Source organism: candidate division WOR-3 bacterium (assembly GCA_026418155.1).
In the GTDB taxonomy this organism is placed as follows: domain Bacteria; phylum Hydrothermota; class Tepidihabitantia; order Tepidihabitantales; family CAIPLT01; genus JAOABV01.
Genome location: JAOABV010000013.1, coordinates 16,207 through 32,785, shown reverse-complemented (window position 1 = coordinate 32,785; position 16,579 = coordinate 16,207). Strand labels below are relative to the sequence as shown.

Genomic DNA, 16,579 nt, shown 5'->3' with positions numbered 1-16,579 from the left:
GGCCTGCCCCCTGGCTTGCCGACCGGCTTACCTATTAGGTGACCGAGAATGTCAGTTAAGCCTGTGGTTAAAGCGAAATTTTAATTGGGTTGGTTATAGTGACTGTCTATCAAAAAAACAGCGGGACAGAACATTTAAAAACGGAAGAAAAAGAATATCGTTATCTTTAATTTACCAGAATTTTCGCAAACATTGACAATATCTCTAAAACAGCAGGACAGCCTATGCAAAAGATTACACTCTCCAATTATGCCTTGTCGTTTCTACTTGCAAACAGAATAAAAATCAAACACTATTTTTATCTAACCTATTGAAAATTATCAACTAATCACTATTAATTATAATTATGGGGAAAAGTTCCTTTCACAATTATCTTTCTAATTGAGATAGTGAAAAGGAAAACAATATTGATGAGTAAAAAGTTGCCTTGTCAGTAGTCTTAGAGCATCTCTTTTAACAAGTTGGTCAGGTATATAAATTTAAGGTAATTAAGGTAATAAGATGCGAAAAAGTTAACAAAATAGCCATTCTATTAGCAAGCGGATTAGGTCATCAAGACTGAATTGTAATATCCTACCAATTATGCCGATACTCAAGTAATTATTGCAGACAGCAATTATTCCTTAAGAGAAAATAAAATAGCGCTATTTTTGTTTTGGATTCAGTAAAGTTGTTTATTATAATTTTTTGACTTGTTACCTAACAAAATTATCTTTAAGTTAGTTATCGCACTTGACGACTTTAAGTTATAAGTCATTAATAGTTATTAGTGTTTTCCTTGTTCTTATTGATAAGTTATTGAGCAGAAAATTAAAAAGTCATTCTCGTATTCTTGAATACACTGATTGAATTGATACCGGCTCGAAACGAGCGTATACGCAGCGCATGGTTTTTATGGTACTTTTTACGAGTTCTTATTTCACAAATAGGAACAATATCTCATACCAGACAAATTGCTTAATAATGTTGAAAATTACGAAAAGGCACAGGTCATAAAGGCTCAGAATAAAATTGAACATAAAAAGCGATAAAATTAGAGATTAACATTATCTCCCAAAATGCTATGAGTTAGGAATTTATATTATCTACGGATTATCTTAAAATTAGGAATTAACATTATTAAACTCTAAAACAACGCTACGAGTAGGAGTTTACATGATGTGTTTATTTACTGGGAATATTTAATACATAATATTGCAACGCATTTTTCATATGATAATTCAAAAAGATTGACTATTGATATGATTTTTCTATAATAGACTAATGGATTTAAATGTAAATAATATAGGATATTGTCAAAGCAAGGAGGCATAATGAATAATAAGAATCTTTTGGTAACAATCGAAGATAATATTGCTATTATTAAATTTAATCGGCCGCAAGTTTTGAATGCACTTAATACCGAAACCATTTTGGAATTAGAACACACATTAGATATCCTTGCTGTTAATTCTGATGTTAGCGTTATTATTCTAACTGGCGAAGGCAAGGCATTTGTTGCCGGGGCTGATATATCGGAAATGCGCAATTTTACCAGTGTTGAAGCAAGGACATTTGCCCAAAATGGCCATCGAGTTCTTAGTAAACTGGAGAATATTGAGAAACCAGTAATTGCGGCGATTAATGGGTTTGCCTTAGGTGGAGGTTGTGAAATTGCACTTGCCTGTGACATTAGAATTCTTTCCGAAAACGCTAAGATTGGTCAACCTGAAGTTAATCTTGGTATCATTCCTGGGTTTGGTGGCACTCAGCGGTTAGCACGATTATGTGGTGCCGGTATTGCAAAAGAACTAATCTATACCGGTGATATGATTGATGCACAAGAAGCATACCGAATTGGTCTTGCTAATAAAGTGGTGCCAGCAGAAAAATTGATTGAATCTGCAAAAGAGATGGCAAAAAAGATTATGAACAAAGGACCATTAGCAATTAGAATGACAAAAACAATTATTAATCGAGGGCTGGATGCTAATTTGGAAACGGCTAAAGAACTGGAAATCGAAACTTTTGCATTATGTTTTTCCACAGGTGAACCCAAAGAAGGAATGAGTGCATTTTTAGAAAAAAGAAAAGCAAGTTGGATGAAATAGAAAGTTACATTCATCTTTGAAATGGATTTTAATAAAAAATGAACGAATCAGTCAGAGGATATAAGGACTGCGGAGAAAAGAAATATTTTTTCTCTGCCGAACTCAATAACCTCTGTAATTAGATATTTTTGAGAAAGGAGTAAATTATGACAAATACAACAGAAATTGTAATCGCCTCAGCAGCAAGAACACCAGTAGGTAGGTTTTTAGGTGGCCTTGCCAGTTTATCCGCAGCCGAATTGGGCGGAATTGCCATTAAAGAAGCCGTAAAAAGAGCTCAAATCACTTCTGATGATATTGACGGTGTGATTATGGGACACGTTTGTCCTGCTGGCTTAGGACAAGCTCCTGCGCGCCAATCTCAAATTAAAGCCGGCCTATCACCTGAAATTCCAGCATTAACAGTTAATAAAGTATGCGGTTCAGGAATGATTGCGATTGTTTTAGCCGCTCAGCAAATTAAAGCCGGTGACGCTAAAATCGTTATCGCTGGTGGTCAAGAATCAATGTCTAATGTACCATATTATCTACACCAATTACGCAATGGAAATAAGATGGGAGATGTGAAACTTGTTGATGGAATGATTTATGATGGTATCTGGTGTGCATTTGAAAATGTTCATATGGGAATGCTTGGTGAATTTACTGCGGAGAACTCAGGTATCACACGAGAAATGCAAGATGAATGGGCTTATCATAGCCACCGTAAAGCAGTTGAGGCCATTAAAAATGGTAAGTTCAAAGCCGAAATTGTGCCTGTAGTGATTCAACAGAAAAAAGGCGAACCGATTGTAATTGACACAGATGAAGGACCACGCGCTGATACGACAATGGAATCCTTGGCTAAATTAAAGCCAGTATTCAAAAAAGATAATGGAACCATTACTGCAGGCAACGCTTCGAGTATCAATGATGGTGCTGCTGCATTGGTGGTAATGTCTAAAGAAATTGCAGATAAAAAAGGCATCAAACCGCTTGCTAAAATTACGGCTTATGCTACTGGTAGTGTTGAACCGAAAATGCTCTTTTATGCGCCAGTTAAAGCAGTCCAGCGCATCTTAAAACAATTGAATGTTGATGTTAATTACTTTGATTTAATTGAAATAAACGAAGCGTTCAGTTCGCAAGTACTGGCAGATGTTAAAGAACTCGGTATCGATACCCAAAAGCTCAATGTTAATGGTGGTGCAGTAGCGTTAGGACATCCCATTGGGGCTTCAGGAGCCAGAATCGTTGTAACACTATTACATGCCTTAAAAGACCGTAATCTAAAAAAAGGCCTTGCTGCGATTTGTTTAGGTGGCGGCGAAGCAGTTGCAATGGCAGTAGAGATGGTGTAAAAAATACCACAAAGAATTGGAGGCACAGAGAATCAATTTGATACCCTGTGCCTCTGTGGGTTTGATATGGAATACATAACCGAATCATCTGAAGAAACAATTGAACTTGGCAAGAATATTGGAACATTACTTAAACCCGGTGATATAATCGCTTTTTATGGTGAATTAGGCAGTGGCAAGACGACGATGATTAAAGGAATCTGTCTTGGCTTAGGGGTTAAAGAACAAGATATTGTTAAAAGCCCCTCATTTATTATGATTAATGAATATCAAGGCCGATTGCCAATTTATCATATTGATTTATATCGCACAAAAAATCTTGAGGAAATATTAAGCATTGGTTTAGATGATTATTTATATGGTAATGGTATTTGTCTGATTGAATGGGCAGAAAAGGCAGAAAGCGAATTGCCCCAAAATATCACAAAAGTTACATTGGAGGTTTTAGGAGAAAACAAACGAAAAATAAGAATTAACAGATTTAGTGCGAAATCCGATTAATTATCTTAAGATATATGAACTTATCCGGTCCAATTTGGCTGATGCAACCAATACCTTATTTTGGTGAGAAACTTAAAGGTCAGTGGATAATCGAACCAAAGATTGATGGTTGGCGCATGCAGATAATAAAATATTCTAATGGTCGCATTGAATGTTGGGGCCGACGATTAGAGAAAAGACCTAACTGGTCAAATAAATTATCTTTCTTAAATAAGGCATTGCTCGATGTTCCTAATGGTTCTCTTTTAGATTGTGAACTCTTTTCTTCTCACGGACGAAGATTTATCCCATCATTATTTGCTAAGAAACCCAAAGCAAAACCGATAATATATGTGTTTGATATTATTTATTATAAAAATAAATTTATCGGTAATTTACCATTAAAAGCACGAAAACGAATACTTAAACAACTACCATTAAGGCCACCTTTGAGTTTAATTGAATATAAAGATTTCAAAGGCAATATAGAACAAACGGTAAAATTAGGACAGGAAGGAATTGTCTTAAAAGAATTGAATTCCCAATATCAAGTTGGCACAGATGCACCATTAACAACATTGAGTTGGCGAAAAATTAAATGGCAATGATACGAATGGCTAAGGTAAAATTCAAACAAATTGGTTTTCAAATCTATTATTATAAGATAATGTAATGCTAAAAAGAATCTTAATCGGAATTGCTATTAGTTTATCAATTTTAATAACTGCAACTGTAATTTTCTAATTTGCGACTTTGCGACCAATATTTAGTTGTACAGCAGATGCAATTCACAGACATTAACCATAGTCAGATACCGGCTGGAGTTTATAATGGTGATTTTGCTTACAGAAATTTTACATTTGAAATAGAACTAACAGTTAAAAATCACGAAATTGAAAATTTCAAAGCCGTAATAAAACTGCAACCTTAAATATGCAAAAATAGCTGAGGCAATCCTTGAACGAATCAAACGACTCTAATCACTTAAAGTTGATGCGGTTACTAAAGCAACCACAACCTCTAAAGCACTGCCAAAACATTTAAAAATGCACTAACCAAAGACACTAAGCTATAATAAATAAAATGCCGGTAGGTAGATTTCAGGTGATGGCACTATTACAAGCCGCAAGGGCTTATGTTTTAGGCGAGCCACTTGATACTGCAAAGAGTTGGGGGCTCAATCGGGCAATATTTTATGCTGCCGCCAAAAGAGGTTTCAAACCAAAGCCAGGTCCAATAAAACCTCCAAAATTCAAACTACATTTGGCGCCGAAAAAGATTGAGCAACTGCAAAAGACATTCGGCATTTATCGTCTCGGCGATGAAATGGCGTATGCTGTAGAGTTAGAAGGAAAAAGACTATTTACAATCGGTAACGAAGTGCAAACTCCAGAAAACTTCGAAAAACAAATCGCCCATCGGTTTGGTAAAGCATTTAATAAAGCCTGGAAAGAAGCAGTAAAGATTTGCCAAGAATATGATAGAGGTGTATTGATGTCAATGCGATATTTTTATGAAACCGTGTATAAACCAAGAAGAGATATTCTCGCTGAACAATGGAGTGAATACACGGAAAAAGAATAAATGTATTTCTCGTTCTTTTTCCAAAACATCATAATATAGTCTCTTGCGTTAAGAAAACAAATATCTAATATAACTGAAAATGTATATTATTAAACTATCTATTCTCCGCTCGGTATTTAATATAAGAAAAGATGAACAAATAGAGACTTGTGATAATTACTGGGACAATGACAAACCAGAATGCGTATTTACTAAAGATAATACCAATTAATGCAATAATGCCGATTATCTTGAATAATTTTCCACCTAATTTATGGGTCTTATCCCATACCGAATCACTGCTTAATGTCCAAGGAGTTCTAATACCAATAAACCAATTTCGTTGGGCATTTTCCAAAAGAAAACCAATATAGAAGAATAGAACCCCTAATCCAATCGGAAATAATATTTGGGGTCTTATTTTTGTTCCCAGCGACCAAAAAATTATAAATATTTGGAGAGAAAGCATAAATAAGAAGAGCAGAATAATAAATCCATCAAAGTATTTTCGGAACTTTTCAATATTAGATTTTAACGGGTCAATTTTAGGGATTATAATGAAAAGAAGGAACATTACTAATAAAACAATCGGCATCAAGAATAATCCTTCGAATTTGCTCATATAACCATCAACTTCTCCTTGTATGTTCCAGTGCGACGGAATTTTGTCTGGTAATTTCGGATAGAAATAGATACTAATGGCTAAACTTAAAAGAAAAATCAGCAATACGATTATTTCACTTTTTCTCATTGTCGTAACTCTTTTTGTTACTTATCTTAAAATCATTTTTATACATTCTGTTGGACAAACGGCAACACATAATCCGCAACCATAACAGGCATTTGGGTCAATGACAAGTTTTCCATTAATCATCTTTCTGGCTTTGAAATAACAGACTGATTCGCATTCGCCACAATGCGTGCATTGTTCCATATCGGTTTTTTCAATGTATTTTCCTTTGTCGCAAGCATATTTACCTGGTGATACAAAATAAGCACAACAATCCTCACAGCAAAAGCAAATACCGGCAGTGTCAGTTCTTGTCTCATTGCGAAATGGTCGTGTTACGAGTTGTTTGGTATGTGCCTCTTTCATAATGTTGTGAACAAAAGCAATGTTAACTTCCTTTTTGTTAGAGCCACTACCAGGATCATTTGGGTCCCAAAATAGACAGACATCAATTCGGGAACGCTGGCATCCTTTTTCATTACTTTCTCGACATCCACAGTTAGAAACCCAGAACTGATTATGCTTTTCAATTAATTCTTTTGCTTCATTATGCGTGCAGACATAATGAATCGGTATTTTTTCTTCGGACACTATGGTCTCCTTTATGTCATCGATGTTATGAATAATAATGCAGAAAAACGCATCGTCTATATTTTAATTAAGTCTTATTTTCACTTAAAGGTTTGTGTGTCAAAGTGCCAAGCAGTTTTTGTAAATCTTCTTCAGTGTCAATTAAGACCTTACGGGATTTAGAACCAACATAAGGACCGACAACGCCCAATTGTTCTAACTGGTCAATAATCCGTCCGGCTCTTGCCCAGCCAATATCAAGTCTTCTTTGAAGCATTGAAACTGATGCTTCGCGATGTCGAAAGACAATTTTGGCCGCTTCGGCTAAAAGTTCATCAACTTCGCGTTCGGCTCCAGGTCTTTCTGTTTTTTTACTGTGTGGCATATCAATTTCTTCAGAGAGTTTTTGATGATACTCGCGAGCCCAAAGTTTTTCTGCAATATCTTCGGGAACAACTGAGTAAAAATCCTGCTGTTTTCTTTTAATTGATGCTTTTTCTCGGTCAATTAGAACATCGACGACTTGTTTAGCAATAATTTGCTCCGCCATTTCCTGAGGGTTAGAAACATACTCGGATAATAATTCAATAAGATACCTTTTGGTCCAAAGGTCAACGATTCTTTTGGTTGCTTGTGCCGAAACATAAGCACAATGTAATCTTTGTGGTTCACCTTTGCCTGGCGGTAAAAAGAGCATATCGCCTCGACCTAATAATGCCTCGGCACCATTCATATCTAAAATTGTCCGCGAATCAGTCTTTGATGCCACTTGAAATGCAATCCGACAAGGAAAATTTGCCTTGATTAAACCAGTAATAACATCTACTGATGGTCTTTGCGTTGCTAAAACTAAGTGAATGCCGACCGCCCGAGACATTTGTGCCAAGCGGGTGATTTTTTCTTCGATTTCCGTGGGGGCTCTAATCATTAAATCCGCAAGTTCGTCAATAACCACAACAATATACGGTTTCTTTTCTAATCCTTCTTTTTGTGCGACTAAATTATAACCAGCAATATCCCGAACTCCTAATCCAGCAAATATTCCATAACGACTTTCCATTATACTGATTACTCTGTCCAATTCTGATATTGCTACTTTCGGGTCAATAGTTGTTGGACTGAGCAAATGCGGTATTGAGTTATAAACGGGCAATTCCAATTGTTTTGGGTCAATTGCTAAAAATCTGACATCATGATAAGACGAGCGGAATATAATCGAAGTAATCATTGTATTGATACAAACACTCTTACCTGAACCCGTAGTCCCGGCAATTAAAACATGCGGCATTTCGCGTAAGTCGGCACAATAAGGTTCACCGGTAATCGATTCACCTAAGGCAAAAGTCAATGGTGAGGTCTTGGCGGTAAATTCTTCAGTTGTTAAGATATTGCGCAAATAGACAATTCTACGATATTTATTGGGAACTTCAATACCAACAACTGCTTTGCCAGGAATCGGTGCTAAGATACGAATTCTTTCGGCTTTAAGCGAAAGTGCTAAATCATCCGCCAAACTCTCAATGCGTTGAATCTTTATGCCTGGTGCTGGTTCAAATTCATAACGGGTAATCATTGGACCAGTTAGAATATCAGTAACTCTTCCTTCAATACCGAACTCTTTTAATTTTTCCAGTAAGACTTTAGCCCCTTCTTCTAAAGTTTTCTGGTCAACCGGTGCTTCTTCACTTGGCGGAATATCCAAAGATGCTAAAAATTCATTCTGAAATTGCTGTTCGTCAATTACAGCACTTTGGACACCTTTTGTGCCAATAAATGATTTCCTTTTATCAGTGATTGTTTTAGTCGGAGGAGGTTCTATAATTTCTGTTTCGGTTTCAGTCTGAACTGCTCCTTCAACCACAGGTTCTGGTACATTCGATTTTTCTGATATTGGTTCTTTAATAACTGCGGTCCTTTTCTTTGGTTTTATTTTTTTAAAACTGCTAATTATAGAATGGTAGATATTGGCAATCAAATGCACAAATGGCACATTGGTAAAAACTAAAATTACAATTAAAAGCGCAACAATAATAATTATTAAACTTCCCCAATTGCCTGTCAAATAGCGAAACCAATTAATAAAAGCATTAGTTATTTTACCAGCAAGTGGAATTGCGGTTATTTTTCCCGGCAACCAATAAGCACTTGGTTTTATTCGAGCAATAAGCATTTGTACAAGCACAATTAATAGAAAGATAAATAGACCTTCACGCAGATAGGTTCGCCGGTTTTTAGGATTACGGATTAGGGGAACTAAACTATAAAGCAGAAATAGTGGAATAAAATAAGTCAATAAAATACCCAATTGATTTAATAATAATTTGGCAAACCAACTGCCAATTAAACCACCATAATTACTGGTATAACCAATCCGCCCAATTGAAAATGAAATAATGCTGGCAAACAAAAAGATACCCAAGAGCCAAATGATGCTTGGTAGAATAAATCGTCGAAAACTTTCTTTAACCAATTCACTAATGGTAAAAAGTAAGATAATTGCTGGAATTAGATAGACGCAATAGCCAAGCATATAGACTAGTCCTAGACTCAGATGACTGCCGATAAAACCACCCCAGTTATCAGAAGGCGATTTTTGGCCAAAATGAAATGAGATTAAACTAATTAGAATAAAGGCAATTAATAAAACAATTAAGACACTTATAATTATTTTAATTTTTGAGTTGTCACTTTTTGCTCTAAAACCTGCTCTCATAATTTTAGTGCTATTTCACCACCGAGAAACGGCATAAATTGTGTTTATGTTTTTAAATAATACTATGGCCAATAATCAAACTCGAAAATATTCTTATAAAGGGTAAAATTATAATACCAAAAATTGAAAAGCCGATTAGTTGACCTAATACGATAATTCCTAACAGCATAAAAAACCCGTAGCGCTCTAATTTAGCATACTCTTCCGCCATTGTTGTCGGTAAAAGATAATAGAGAATTTTGGAGCCGTCAAGAGGTGGTATGGGAATTAAATTAAAGATGGCTAAAATGAGGTTAAAAAATACGAACATTTCTAAGATAATTATGATAAAACTACTCGGCGAGAGAGAAGGTATTAAATAGATTATTCTTAGTAACAATCCAAAAATAACGGCAACGATAAAATTTGCTCCTGGTCCGGCTAATGAAGTTAATAATACCCCTTGTTTATAATTTCTAAAGTAATTGGGATTAATTGGAACGGGTTTTGCCCATCCCAGTCGAAATAGAAAAAGACTAATTGTACCAATCGGGTCTAAATGTTTTAAGGGATTTAAGGTCAACCGACCCATAAATTTTGCGGTTGGGTCACCAAGTTTTAAGGCAATTAAGGCATGAGCATATTCATGAATTGTTAATCCAAAAAGAATTGCTGGTGCCGATAGAATAATTGAAGTTAAATTTGACATTTTAATAGAGTTTTAATATAGTCAATCTCTTGTTTTTGACCTTTAATTTTTCCGTCTAAAACCTGAGTTCGTAGACCAGCCAAAATTTTTCGATAAATCGGTCCTGGAGGTATTTGCATTGATTGTAACAATTTACCCGAGGTATAAATCTTTATTTTAGAATATTTCTCGAGGAATAATTTAATTTTATTGCTTATCACCTTTTTCTCAACTAAAGATAAAATTTTTAGCGCAGGTTTTGGTAATGAAGATAATATTTGATAAATTTGGCTAGGCAATCTTGTTCGGGCTAATCTCTTTCTTACCTGAGAAAAATTCTTTATCGCCTTAGCACAATTTTTTACTTCCAAAGTCAAAGGAAAGCGCGACCAAGTCGGTTCCGGTAAATAAGCAAAAAGATGGCTTAACTTGGCATCAATATCCGTAAAATCATCTAAAATTTGACTTTCTTGAAAAAACTTTTTCGGTAATTGAACTCCGAAAACATTTTCTATTATCTTAAATTGCTGTAATGTCTTTAATATCTCAGTTGCTTTCTTTTCTTGGAGAATCATTTTTAACTCATACAAGATGCGTTCACCCGAAAGTAGATTAATTCGGTTATCAAAAATTGCCTTTTTCATTAAGAGTTTTGTTATCGGCTCAATTTTGAAATTGAATCTGACGGCAAATCGTATTGCTCGGAAAATTCTAGTCGGGTCATCAATAAAACTGGAAGTATGCAAAATCCGAATTATGCTGGCTTTCAAATCTCTTTGGCCATTAAATAAATCAATAATCGGATAGGGCGGTTTTTTAGTAAGTTTTAGTGCCATTGCATTAATCGTAAAGTCGCGTCGTTTCAAATCTTCTTCAATTGATGCCGGACTAACTTGGGGTAAAACTGCCGGTTGAGGGTAATATTCTTTACGCGTTTGGGCAATATCAATTCTTAACATTGGACATTGCAGAGTTAGTGTCATAAATTGAGGATAATGAATCACTTTTGCTTTTAACTTCTTTGCTAAATCTCTGCCAATATTATAATAAGATTTTGTCACCGCAATATCTAAGTCTGTTATTGTCGGCGATGATTTTCCTTTTTTCATCAACAAATCTCTCAGTGGTCCGCCAACTAAAAATGCTTCCGCATTATACCGTTGACAAACAGTAACAATCTGTTTTACTAAAGACTGTAAAGGTTCGTTTAGTTCTCTAAATTCTTTCACTACTTAAAAAATAAGTAAATTTAAATTATAGAAAAACCTGTCTGAAATCAAAAGTATTCATTTGAACTCAAGTAAATATTTTTTGAGTTTGTATTTATTAATGTTCATTCTCGGTTTTATGTGATTTTATGACTTTTCAGTAGTAGGAGAAAAGCCAAAACCTTTAATCTCTTCTTCTTTACCCAGTAGTTTTATCTTACCAAATCGGTCTTCATATTTTTTAATGTTTTCTTCTAAGGCATTAAGTAATAACTTCGCATGTTGAGGTGTCATCACAATTCGCGAAAAGACTTTGGCTTTAGGTAAGCCAGGAAGCATCCGGGCGAAATCAATAATAAATTCTGATGCTGAATGGGCAATAAGCACAAAATTAGAATAGATTCCTTCGGATTCCTTTTCACCGATTTCAATATTAATCGGCGGTTTCACTTCATTCGCCATAATTTGCTCCTTTCTAACTAAAATATTTGCTTTTACTTTCGGAATTCACTTGCTGTATCATACAAGCAAAACTTCTTAAAGTCAAGAATTAACCTCTTTGTTGTTTAGAATCTTAATCATAAATTGCTAATTTTTCAAATAGTCAATTTTTTGACCCTATATACCGCTTGGCCCATAACACCAATGAAAAAAGAGCAGTTTTGCAAACTTTTTTGATAAAATGAAACAGTTTGAGAAATATTAAAAAAGAGCGCTTTTGTAAACTCTAAAATGAGGGACTGTATGCCTTAATAGTTTACTTTTTTATGCTCTGAACAACGACTGATGATATAACCTAAATGGTAGACCATAAGCCTAATTAAAACATCAATTAAAAGATATTTTAGTCGGCATTTGACAAAATGTATTTCGTAATCCTGAATTAAAAATTATTTCTTGCTTGCTCTTAAGAAATCCTCAACATAACTTTTTCGAATTTCTGAGCCGTGGAGGGAGTCATACCATCCAATTAATAGAATTTAGCATTAGCAGATTGAAATTCATAGAGATATAGCAAAACTGTATCTTATTTTTTTGTATACGTTTATGTATAACATTGGGGAGCCTGAAATTATGTAGTCCTTACTATTTAATGACACAAAATTAGTATAAAATGTGCAAAAATTTGCATCTAAATATTACCTATAGCAACGACATATATTTTGAGTTTCAATACCGGTAAGTTTATTTTGAGGTGAATTCAAAAAGCAAAATTTGCTTTAGTAGATTTATTGTTGTCTTTATTAATATACATTATGACAACTATTATTTTTTATTATATCTTAATTGTCAATTTTATATTTTAACTTTTCAAACGATAACCGTTTCCGGATTCCCATGGTCATCTTTGCCATCCGAGCCAATTCTATAAGTTATGAATCCATCAGATAATTTCTTATAAATAAATATATTGTTTTCCATTAGAAAGGTCAAGCGGAATTTTTTTTGTAATTTCATCGAGTGTATTAGTCAGTCTATCATATTGCTTCTTTCAGATTATTGTTTTTAAGCCCGGTCAAGTAATATTATTTAATATGTTTCGTCTATTTTCTTGAGAGTAAATATAACATTTAAAAATTCCTTATTCTTATTTATTCCCTTCCATTATTTTATTTAATTTGTTTGTCGATTCATTAAAAAAAACATAATTTCTTATCTTCTCTATTTGTTCTCAATGTTATTTAGTTTGTTCATCTATTTCTTCAAAATAACCAGTTTCTTTCTTTTTTCTGACTTTATGCCAGTGGAAGCATTTACCGTTCATTGCAACATAAACTCCCGGAGGTAATGTTTGGACAAACGCTAAAGCAGAACCTAAATTGAACATGCCATCGGAACTGCCAAAACTATAAGGAACCATTGCGCCCGTTAGCACAATGGTCTTATTTTTGACCGCGTGGGCTAAAGCATGGGCAGTATCAACCATTTTGTCAGTGCCATGAGTAATTAAAATTCGGTTTTCTTTAGCTCGATTCACCGCATTGATAATTTTGTCACGCTCAACATCAGTCATTAATGCACTATCTATCATCATCAGTTCTTCAACAACGATATCAAGTTTACAACGGCCAAGTTTAAGCATATCATAGATGTGAGTATGCTTGAAATACAATTCGCCAGTCAATTCATTATATTCTTTATCAAATGTGCCACCAGTAACAATAATTCTTATTTTCATTGTAAAAAATTTAATGCCCGGTATTACCTTTATCTTATTACTAATATGTCATAACCATAAGACAATTTACCGATTATGCTTTATCAAGTGAAAGACTCTTTATCGTGCTTTGTTAGATTCGTCTTATTAATATTAAAGTCGACTATTCCAAAACAAAGATATTTTTCTTAGCACAAATATCTTTGAGAATCTTGGGCCACACTGTCACAGACACTTCACCCAGATGGGCTTTTCTTAAAAGAAGCATACAGGTTCTTGATTGCCCGATTCCACCACCAATGCTTAAAGGAATTTCGTCCTTCATTATTGCTTGATGATAGGGATATTTCAAAAGGTGCATTTGATTGGTAATTTTGAGTTGTTCTAATAAGGTTTCTTTGGTCACCCTAATGCCCATTGATGATAGTTCGTGACGGCGTTTTGTGACAGGATTCCAGACCAGAATATCGCCGTTTAAGCCATGCATTAATTGCCCATTTTTAGTAATAGTAGGAGTAACCCAATCATCATAATCCGCAGCTCGCATCTCGTGAGGATAGCCGTCTTTTAAAATCCAACCAATTCCTATAATAAAGATTGCCGGATATTTCTGCAATATCGCGGTTTCTCTTTGTTTGCGAGGCATATTGGGATACATATCGAGAATTTCTTCAGCGTGGAAAAAAGTAAGTTCATCAGGTAAATTGGGATATTTTTTTGTCTTTAATTTCGGAAATTCCTCTTGAATATAAGTTTCGGCATTTTTAATAACTTTCCAGATTTTCTTAACTGTATTTTTTAAATAATCGAGATTACGGTCTTTTTTCGTGATGACCTTTTCCCAATCCCACTGGTCAACATAGGCACTATGGTCATGGTCTAAAAAATAATCTTTTCGGACTGCGCGCATATCAGTATTTATACCTTCGCCGACTTTACACTTGAATTGTTTTAATGCCATTCGCTTCCACTTCGTTGCTGCTTGGACAATTTGAGCATCAATTGGGTGTTTATCATAATCATTGGAAATGTGAAATTGAATCGGAGTTCGTGAACCATCTCGGTCAAGCATATCATTAACGCCACTTTTAACATCAACGATTAATGGCACCTCGACAGTAAAAAGATTTAATTCTTTATTTAAATTATCTTCAATATACCGTTTTAATTTAAACAGAGCAAATTGTGTTTCTTTGACATCCAAAAGTGATTTATAATCAGTAGGAAGAATTTTCTCAATTTCTTTATAATCTCCGATTCCGGGACCAGCTAAATCGGCTTTTTTCTTTTCAGCCAAAGTTTTCTTATCACTCATTTTTGTTGCTCCTTTCATAAACGAAACTTATGAATAAAAAATTATAATTTAATGAATTCGTCATGTCAATAAAATTAAATGAGACCTCTGAATATATTACATCGTATTGAGTCTAAGATAACTTTAACATAACAATAATCTGTTGTTAAAATTTTTATTCTATTTTCTGATGCTTGACGAAACCAAATTAATTTAATATAAAATATATTCTTTTTCTTTTGTTCTTAGCGTTGCTTTTCTTTTTGTCTTTCAGAAGGATTTTTCTGGATGTGCGGCGATTCTGTTAAATTAAAGATAAACTTCTCTCCTTCCCATTATTTCTTCAAACTATTTTTTTCTCAGTCATAAATATATAAAATATTTTCCTTTAACTAAAATAGTTGGTAATAATTCTAAAATACAGAAAACAACAAATAAATGACAGCCCTTAAAAATTTTATCAAGCAGTGTATTTTAATTAGCAAACAGAAAATTACGCGACTTTATCTGTTATCTAATTGATAATCTAAAAGTTAAATCATTAGACAAAACAGTGGCTGATTGGAAATATGGTATTTTTATGAGTATAATAAAAGCACAGGCACCAGTTAAAAGAACCAGGCACCGGCGGAAAGTAATATACAATGAAGCGACAGTAGACAAACTATTTATTTATTTTTATAAGAATAATTGTTGGTCATTTATTTTGAAGATATAATCAACTTTTGTGAAAAATTAGAAATATGGTATTTTATCTAATCTGTGGACATTCTCCGTTATCCTAAAGGTGAGCCGGTCGATAAGCCAGAAGACAAGCCGAGAGACATTCCGGTAGGCATCCTATGGCCATACCTACCAAACCGCTAAACCGACTGATTTTTCGATAATCCTTTTATTCGCCGCACAATTTATCCTACGCATCATCGATTAGATAGCCGAATGAATCAATTAATCTTTTGTCTCCTGAGTTAATTCGGTCAAATATAAAAATTCGGCAAGTTCGCATTTTCGTTTAAGTTAGTGTTTGAAGATAAACCAGCATTGAGATAGTCTCATTACTTAAAAAACAAAAGCGAAAAACCGCATAAAGTCCTTCTTAATTCTTTTACTGACTTAACAATATAATCAGGTGTTTCTGCTTTGATTTCTTCAGCGGTTCCATATCCATACAATACGCCAATCGATTTAATATTATTCTTTTTAGCACCAATAATATCATCTGCTCTGTCTCCAATCATTATAAAGTCAGAATTAGAATTTTCTGGGAAATAAGAGAGTGCAAGTCTGATTAGTTCGATCTTATGAGTGCAAGTTAAATCCATATTACTGCCAACTAATTTAGTAAAATATTGACTCAAATTAAAATGGTCTAATATTTGTTGAGCATAATAACCTGCTTTGGAAGTAACACATACCAAAGTTTTTTTCTTATCTTTTAGTTTGTGCAATAATTCCGGTATGCCAGGATAGACTCTATTTTCAAAGATACCTTTCACTGCATAGTATTCACGATAGACTGATACTGCATAACGAGCAGTATTATTGTCCAATCCAAAATATTTTTCAAATGATTCTGCCAAAGGCGGACCAATAAATTTTTCCAGATTTATATTGTTTTCTTTTAAGTTCATTTTACTTAATGCATAGCGAATCGAATTTATTATGCCTTGCTTTGAATCGGTCAGAGTGCCATCTAAATCAAAAAGCAAAATTTTATGGGCAATCATATTTTATAATAGGTATAACCTGTTAACTATAAAACTTTT

The 16,579-nt window shown here is 34.2% G+C and carries 16 protein-coding genes; 7 read left to right on the top strand and 9 right to left on the bottom strand.

Going from position 1 to position 16,579, the window contains the following annotated elements:
• The 7 genes from N2201_03040 to N2201_03010 form a co-directional block, all read left to right on the top strand.
• Window positions 1–196, top strand: a 196-nt coding sequence (locus tag N2201_03040; protein ID MCX7785190.1) for a hypothetical protein, incomplete at its 5' end; no start/stop codon positions are given.
• 1,117 nt (window positions 197–1,313) lie between these two features.
• Window positions 1,314–2,090, top strand: a complete 777-nt coding sequence (locus N2201_03035; protein ID MCX7785189.1) for an enoyl-CoA hydratase-related protein — start codon at window positions 1,314–1,316, stop codon at window positions 2,088–2,090.
• 146 nt (window positions 2,091–2,236) lie between these two features.
• On the top strand, window positions 2,237–3,430 hold the full coding sequence (locus N2201_03030) for an acetyl-CoA C-acetyltransferase (GenBank protein MCX7785188.1): 1,194 nt from the start codon (window positions 2,237–2,239) through the stop codon (window positions 3,428–3,430).
• Window positions 3,431–3,496: 66 nt separating this feature from the next.
• Window positions 3,497–3,931 (top strand): tRNA (adenosine(37)-N6)-threonylcarbamoyltransferase complex ATPase subunit type 1 TsaE, encoded by a 435-nt coding sequence (gene tsaE / locus N2201_03025; GenBank protein MCX7785187.1) that lies wholly within the window; start codon window positions 3,497–3,499, stop codon window positions 3,929–3,931.
• 14 nt (window positions 3,932–3,945) lie between these two features.
• Window positions 3,946–4,518: a hypothetical protein gene (locus N2201_03020; GenBank protein MCX7785186.1), complete on the top strand. Its 573-nt coding sequence runs from the start codon at window positions 3,946–3,948 to the stop codon at window positions 4,516–4,518.
• A 173-nt stretch (window positions 4,519–4,691) separates the two neighbouring features.
• Window positions 4,692–4,841, top strand: coding sequence for a hypothetical protein (locus tag N2201_03015; protein ID MCX7785185.1), 150 nt, complete (start codon window positions 4,692–4,694; stop codon window positions 4,839–4,841).
• A gap of 152 nt (window positions 4,842–4,993) precedes the next feature.
• Window positions 4,994–5,494 carry a hypothetical protein gene (locus tag N2201_03010; GenBank protein MCX7785184.1) on the top strand — a complete coding sequence of 167 codons (501 nt, stop codon included), beginning with the start codon at window positions 4,994–4,996 and terminating at the stop codon, window positions 5,492–5,494.
• Between the two features lie 94 nt (window positions 5,495–5,588).
• Here N2201_03010 and N2201_03005 read toward each other — a convergent pair whose 3' ends face one another.
• The 9 genes from N2201_03005 to N2201_02965 form a co-directional block, all read right to left on the bottom strand.
• Window positions 5,589–6,224, bottom strand: coding sequence for a DUF1648 domain-containing protein (locus N2201_03005; protein ID MCX7785183.1), 636 nt, complete (start codon window positions 6,222–6,224; stop codon window positions 5,589–5,591).
• A 21-nt stretch (window positions 6,225–6,245) separates the two neighbouring features.
• Complete coding sequence (locus N2201_03000) at window positions 6,246–6,794, bottom strand: 4Fe-4S binding protein (GenBank protein ID MCX7785182.1); 549 nt, start codon at window positions 6,792–6,794, stop codon at window positions 6,246–6,248.
• Between the two features lie 67 nt (window positions 6,795–6,861).
• Complete coding sequence (locus tag N2201_02995) at window positions 6,862–9,486, bottom strand: DNA translocase FtsK 4TM domain-containing protein (protein MCX7785181.1); 2,625 nt, start codon at window positions 9,484–9,486, stop codon at window positions 6,862–6,864.
• 52 nt (window positions 9,487–9,538) lie between these two features.
• Window positions 9,539–10,174 carry a site-2 protease family protein gene (locus N2201_02990; protein MCX7785180.1) on the bottom strand — a complete coding sequence of 212 codons (636 nt, stop codon included), beginning with the start codon at window positions 10,172–10,174 and terminating at the stop codon, window positions 9,539–9,541.
• Entirely contained in the window at window positions 10,162–11,382 is a 1,221-nt protein-coding gene (locus tag N2201_02985) for a hypothetical protein (GenBank protein MCX7785179.1), read from the bottom strand. The genes N2201_02990 and N2201_02985 overlap by 13 nt, the downstream gene beginning before the upstream one ends.
• 126 nt (window positions 11,383–11,508) lie before the next feature.
• Window positions 11,509–11,823: a DUF3467 domain-containing protein gene (locus N2201_02980; protein ID MCX7785178.1), complete on the bottom strand. Its 315-nt coding sequence runs from the start codon at window positions 11,821–11,823 to the stop codon at window positions 11,509–11,511.
• Between the two features lie 1,216 nt (window positions 11,824–13,039).
• Window positions 13,040–13,540 carry an asparaginase gene (locus N2201_02975; protein ID MCX7785177.1) on the bottom strand — a complete coding sequence of 167 codons (501 nt, stop codon included), beginning with the start codon at window positions 13,538–13,540 and terminating at the stop codon, window positions 13,040–13,042.
• 142 nt (window positions 13,541–13,682) lie between these two features.
• A complete protein-coding gene (asnA, locus tag N2201_02970; protein ID MCX7785176.1) occupies window positions 13,683–14,834 on the bottom strand; it encodes an aspartate--ammonia ligase in 1,152 nt (383 codons plus the stop codon).
• Between the two features lie 1,034 nt (window positions 14,835–15,868).
• The gene (locus N2201_02965; protein ID MCX7785175.1) at window positions 15,869–16,540 is read right to left on the bottom strand and encodes an HAD hydrolase-like protein; all 672 of its coding nucleotides are present in this window, start codon (window positions 16,538–16,540) and stop codon (window positions 15,869–15,871) included.
• Window positions 16,541–16,579 lie beyond the last annotated feature (39 nt).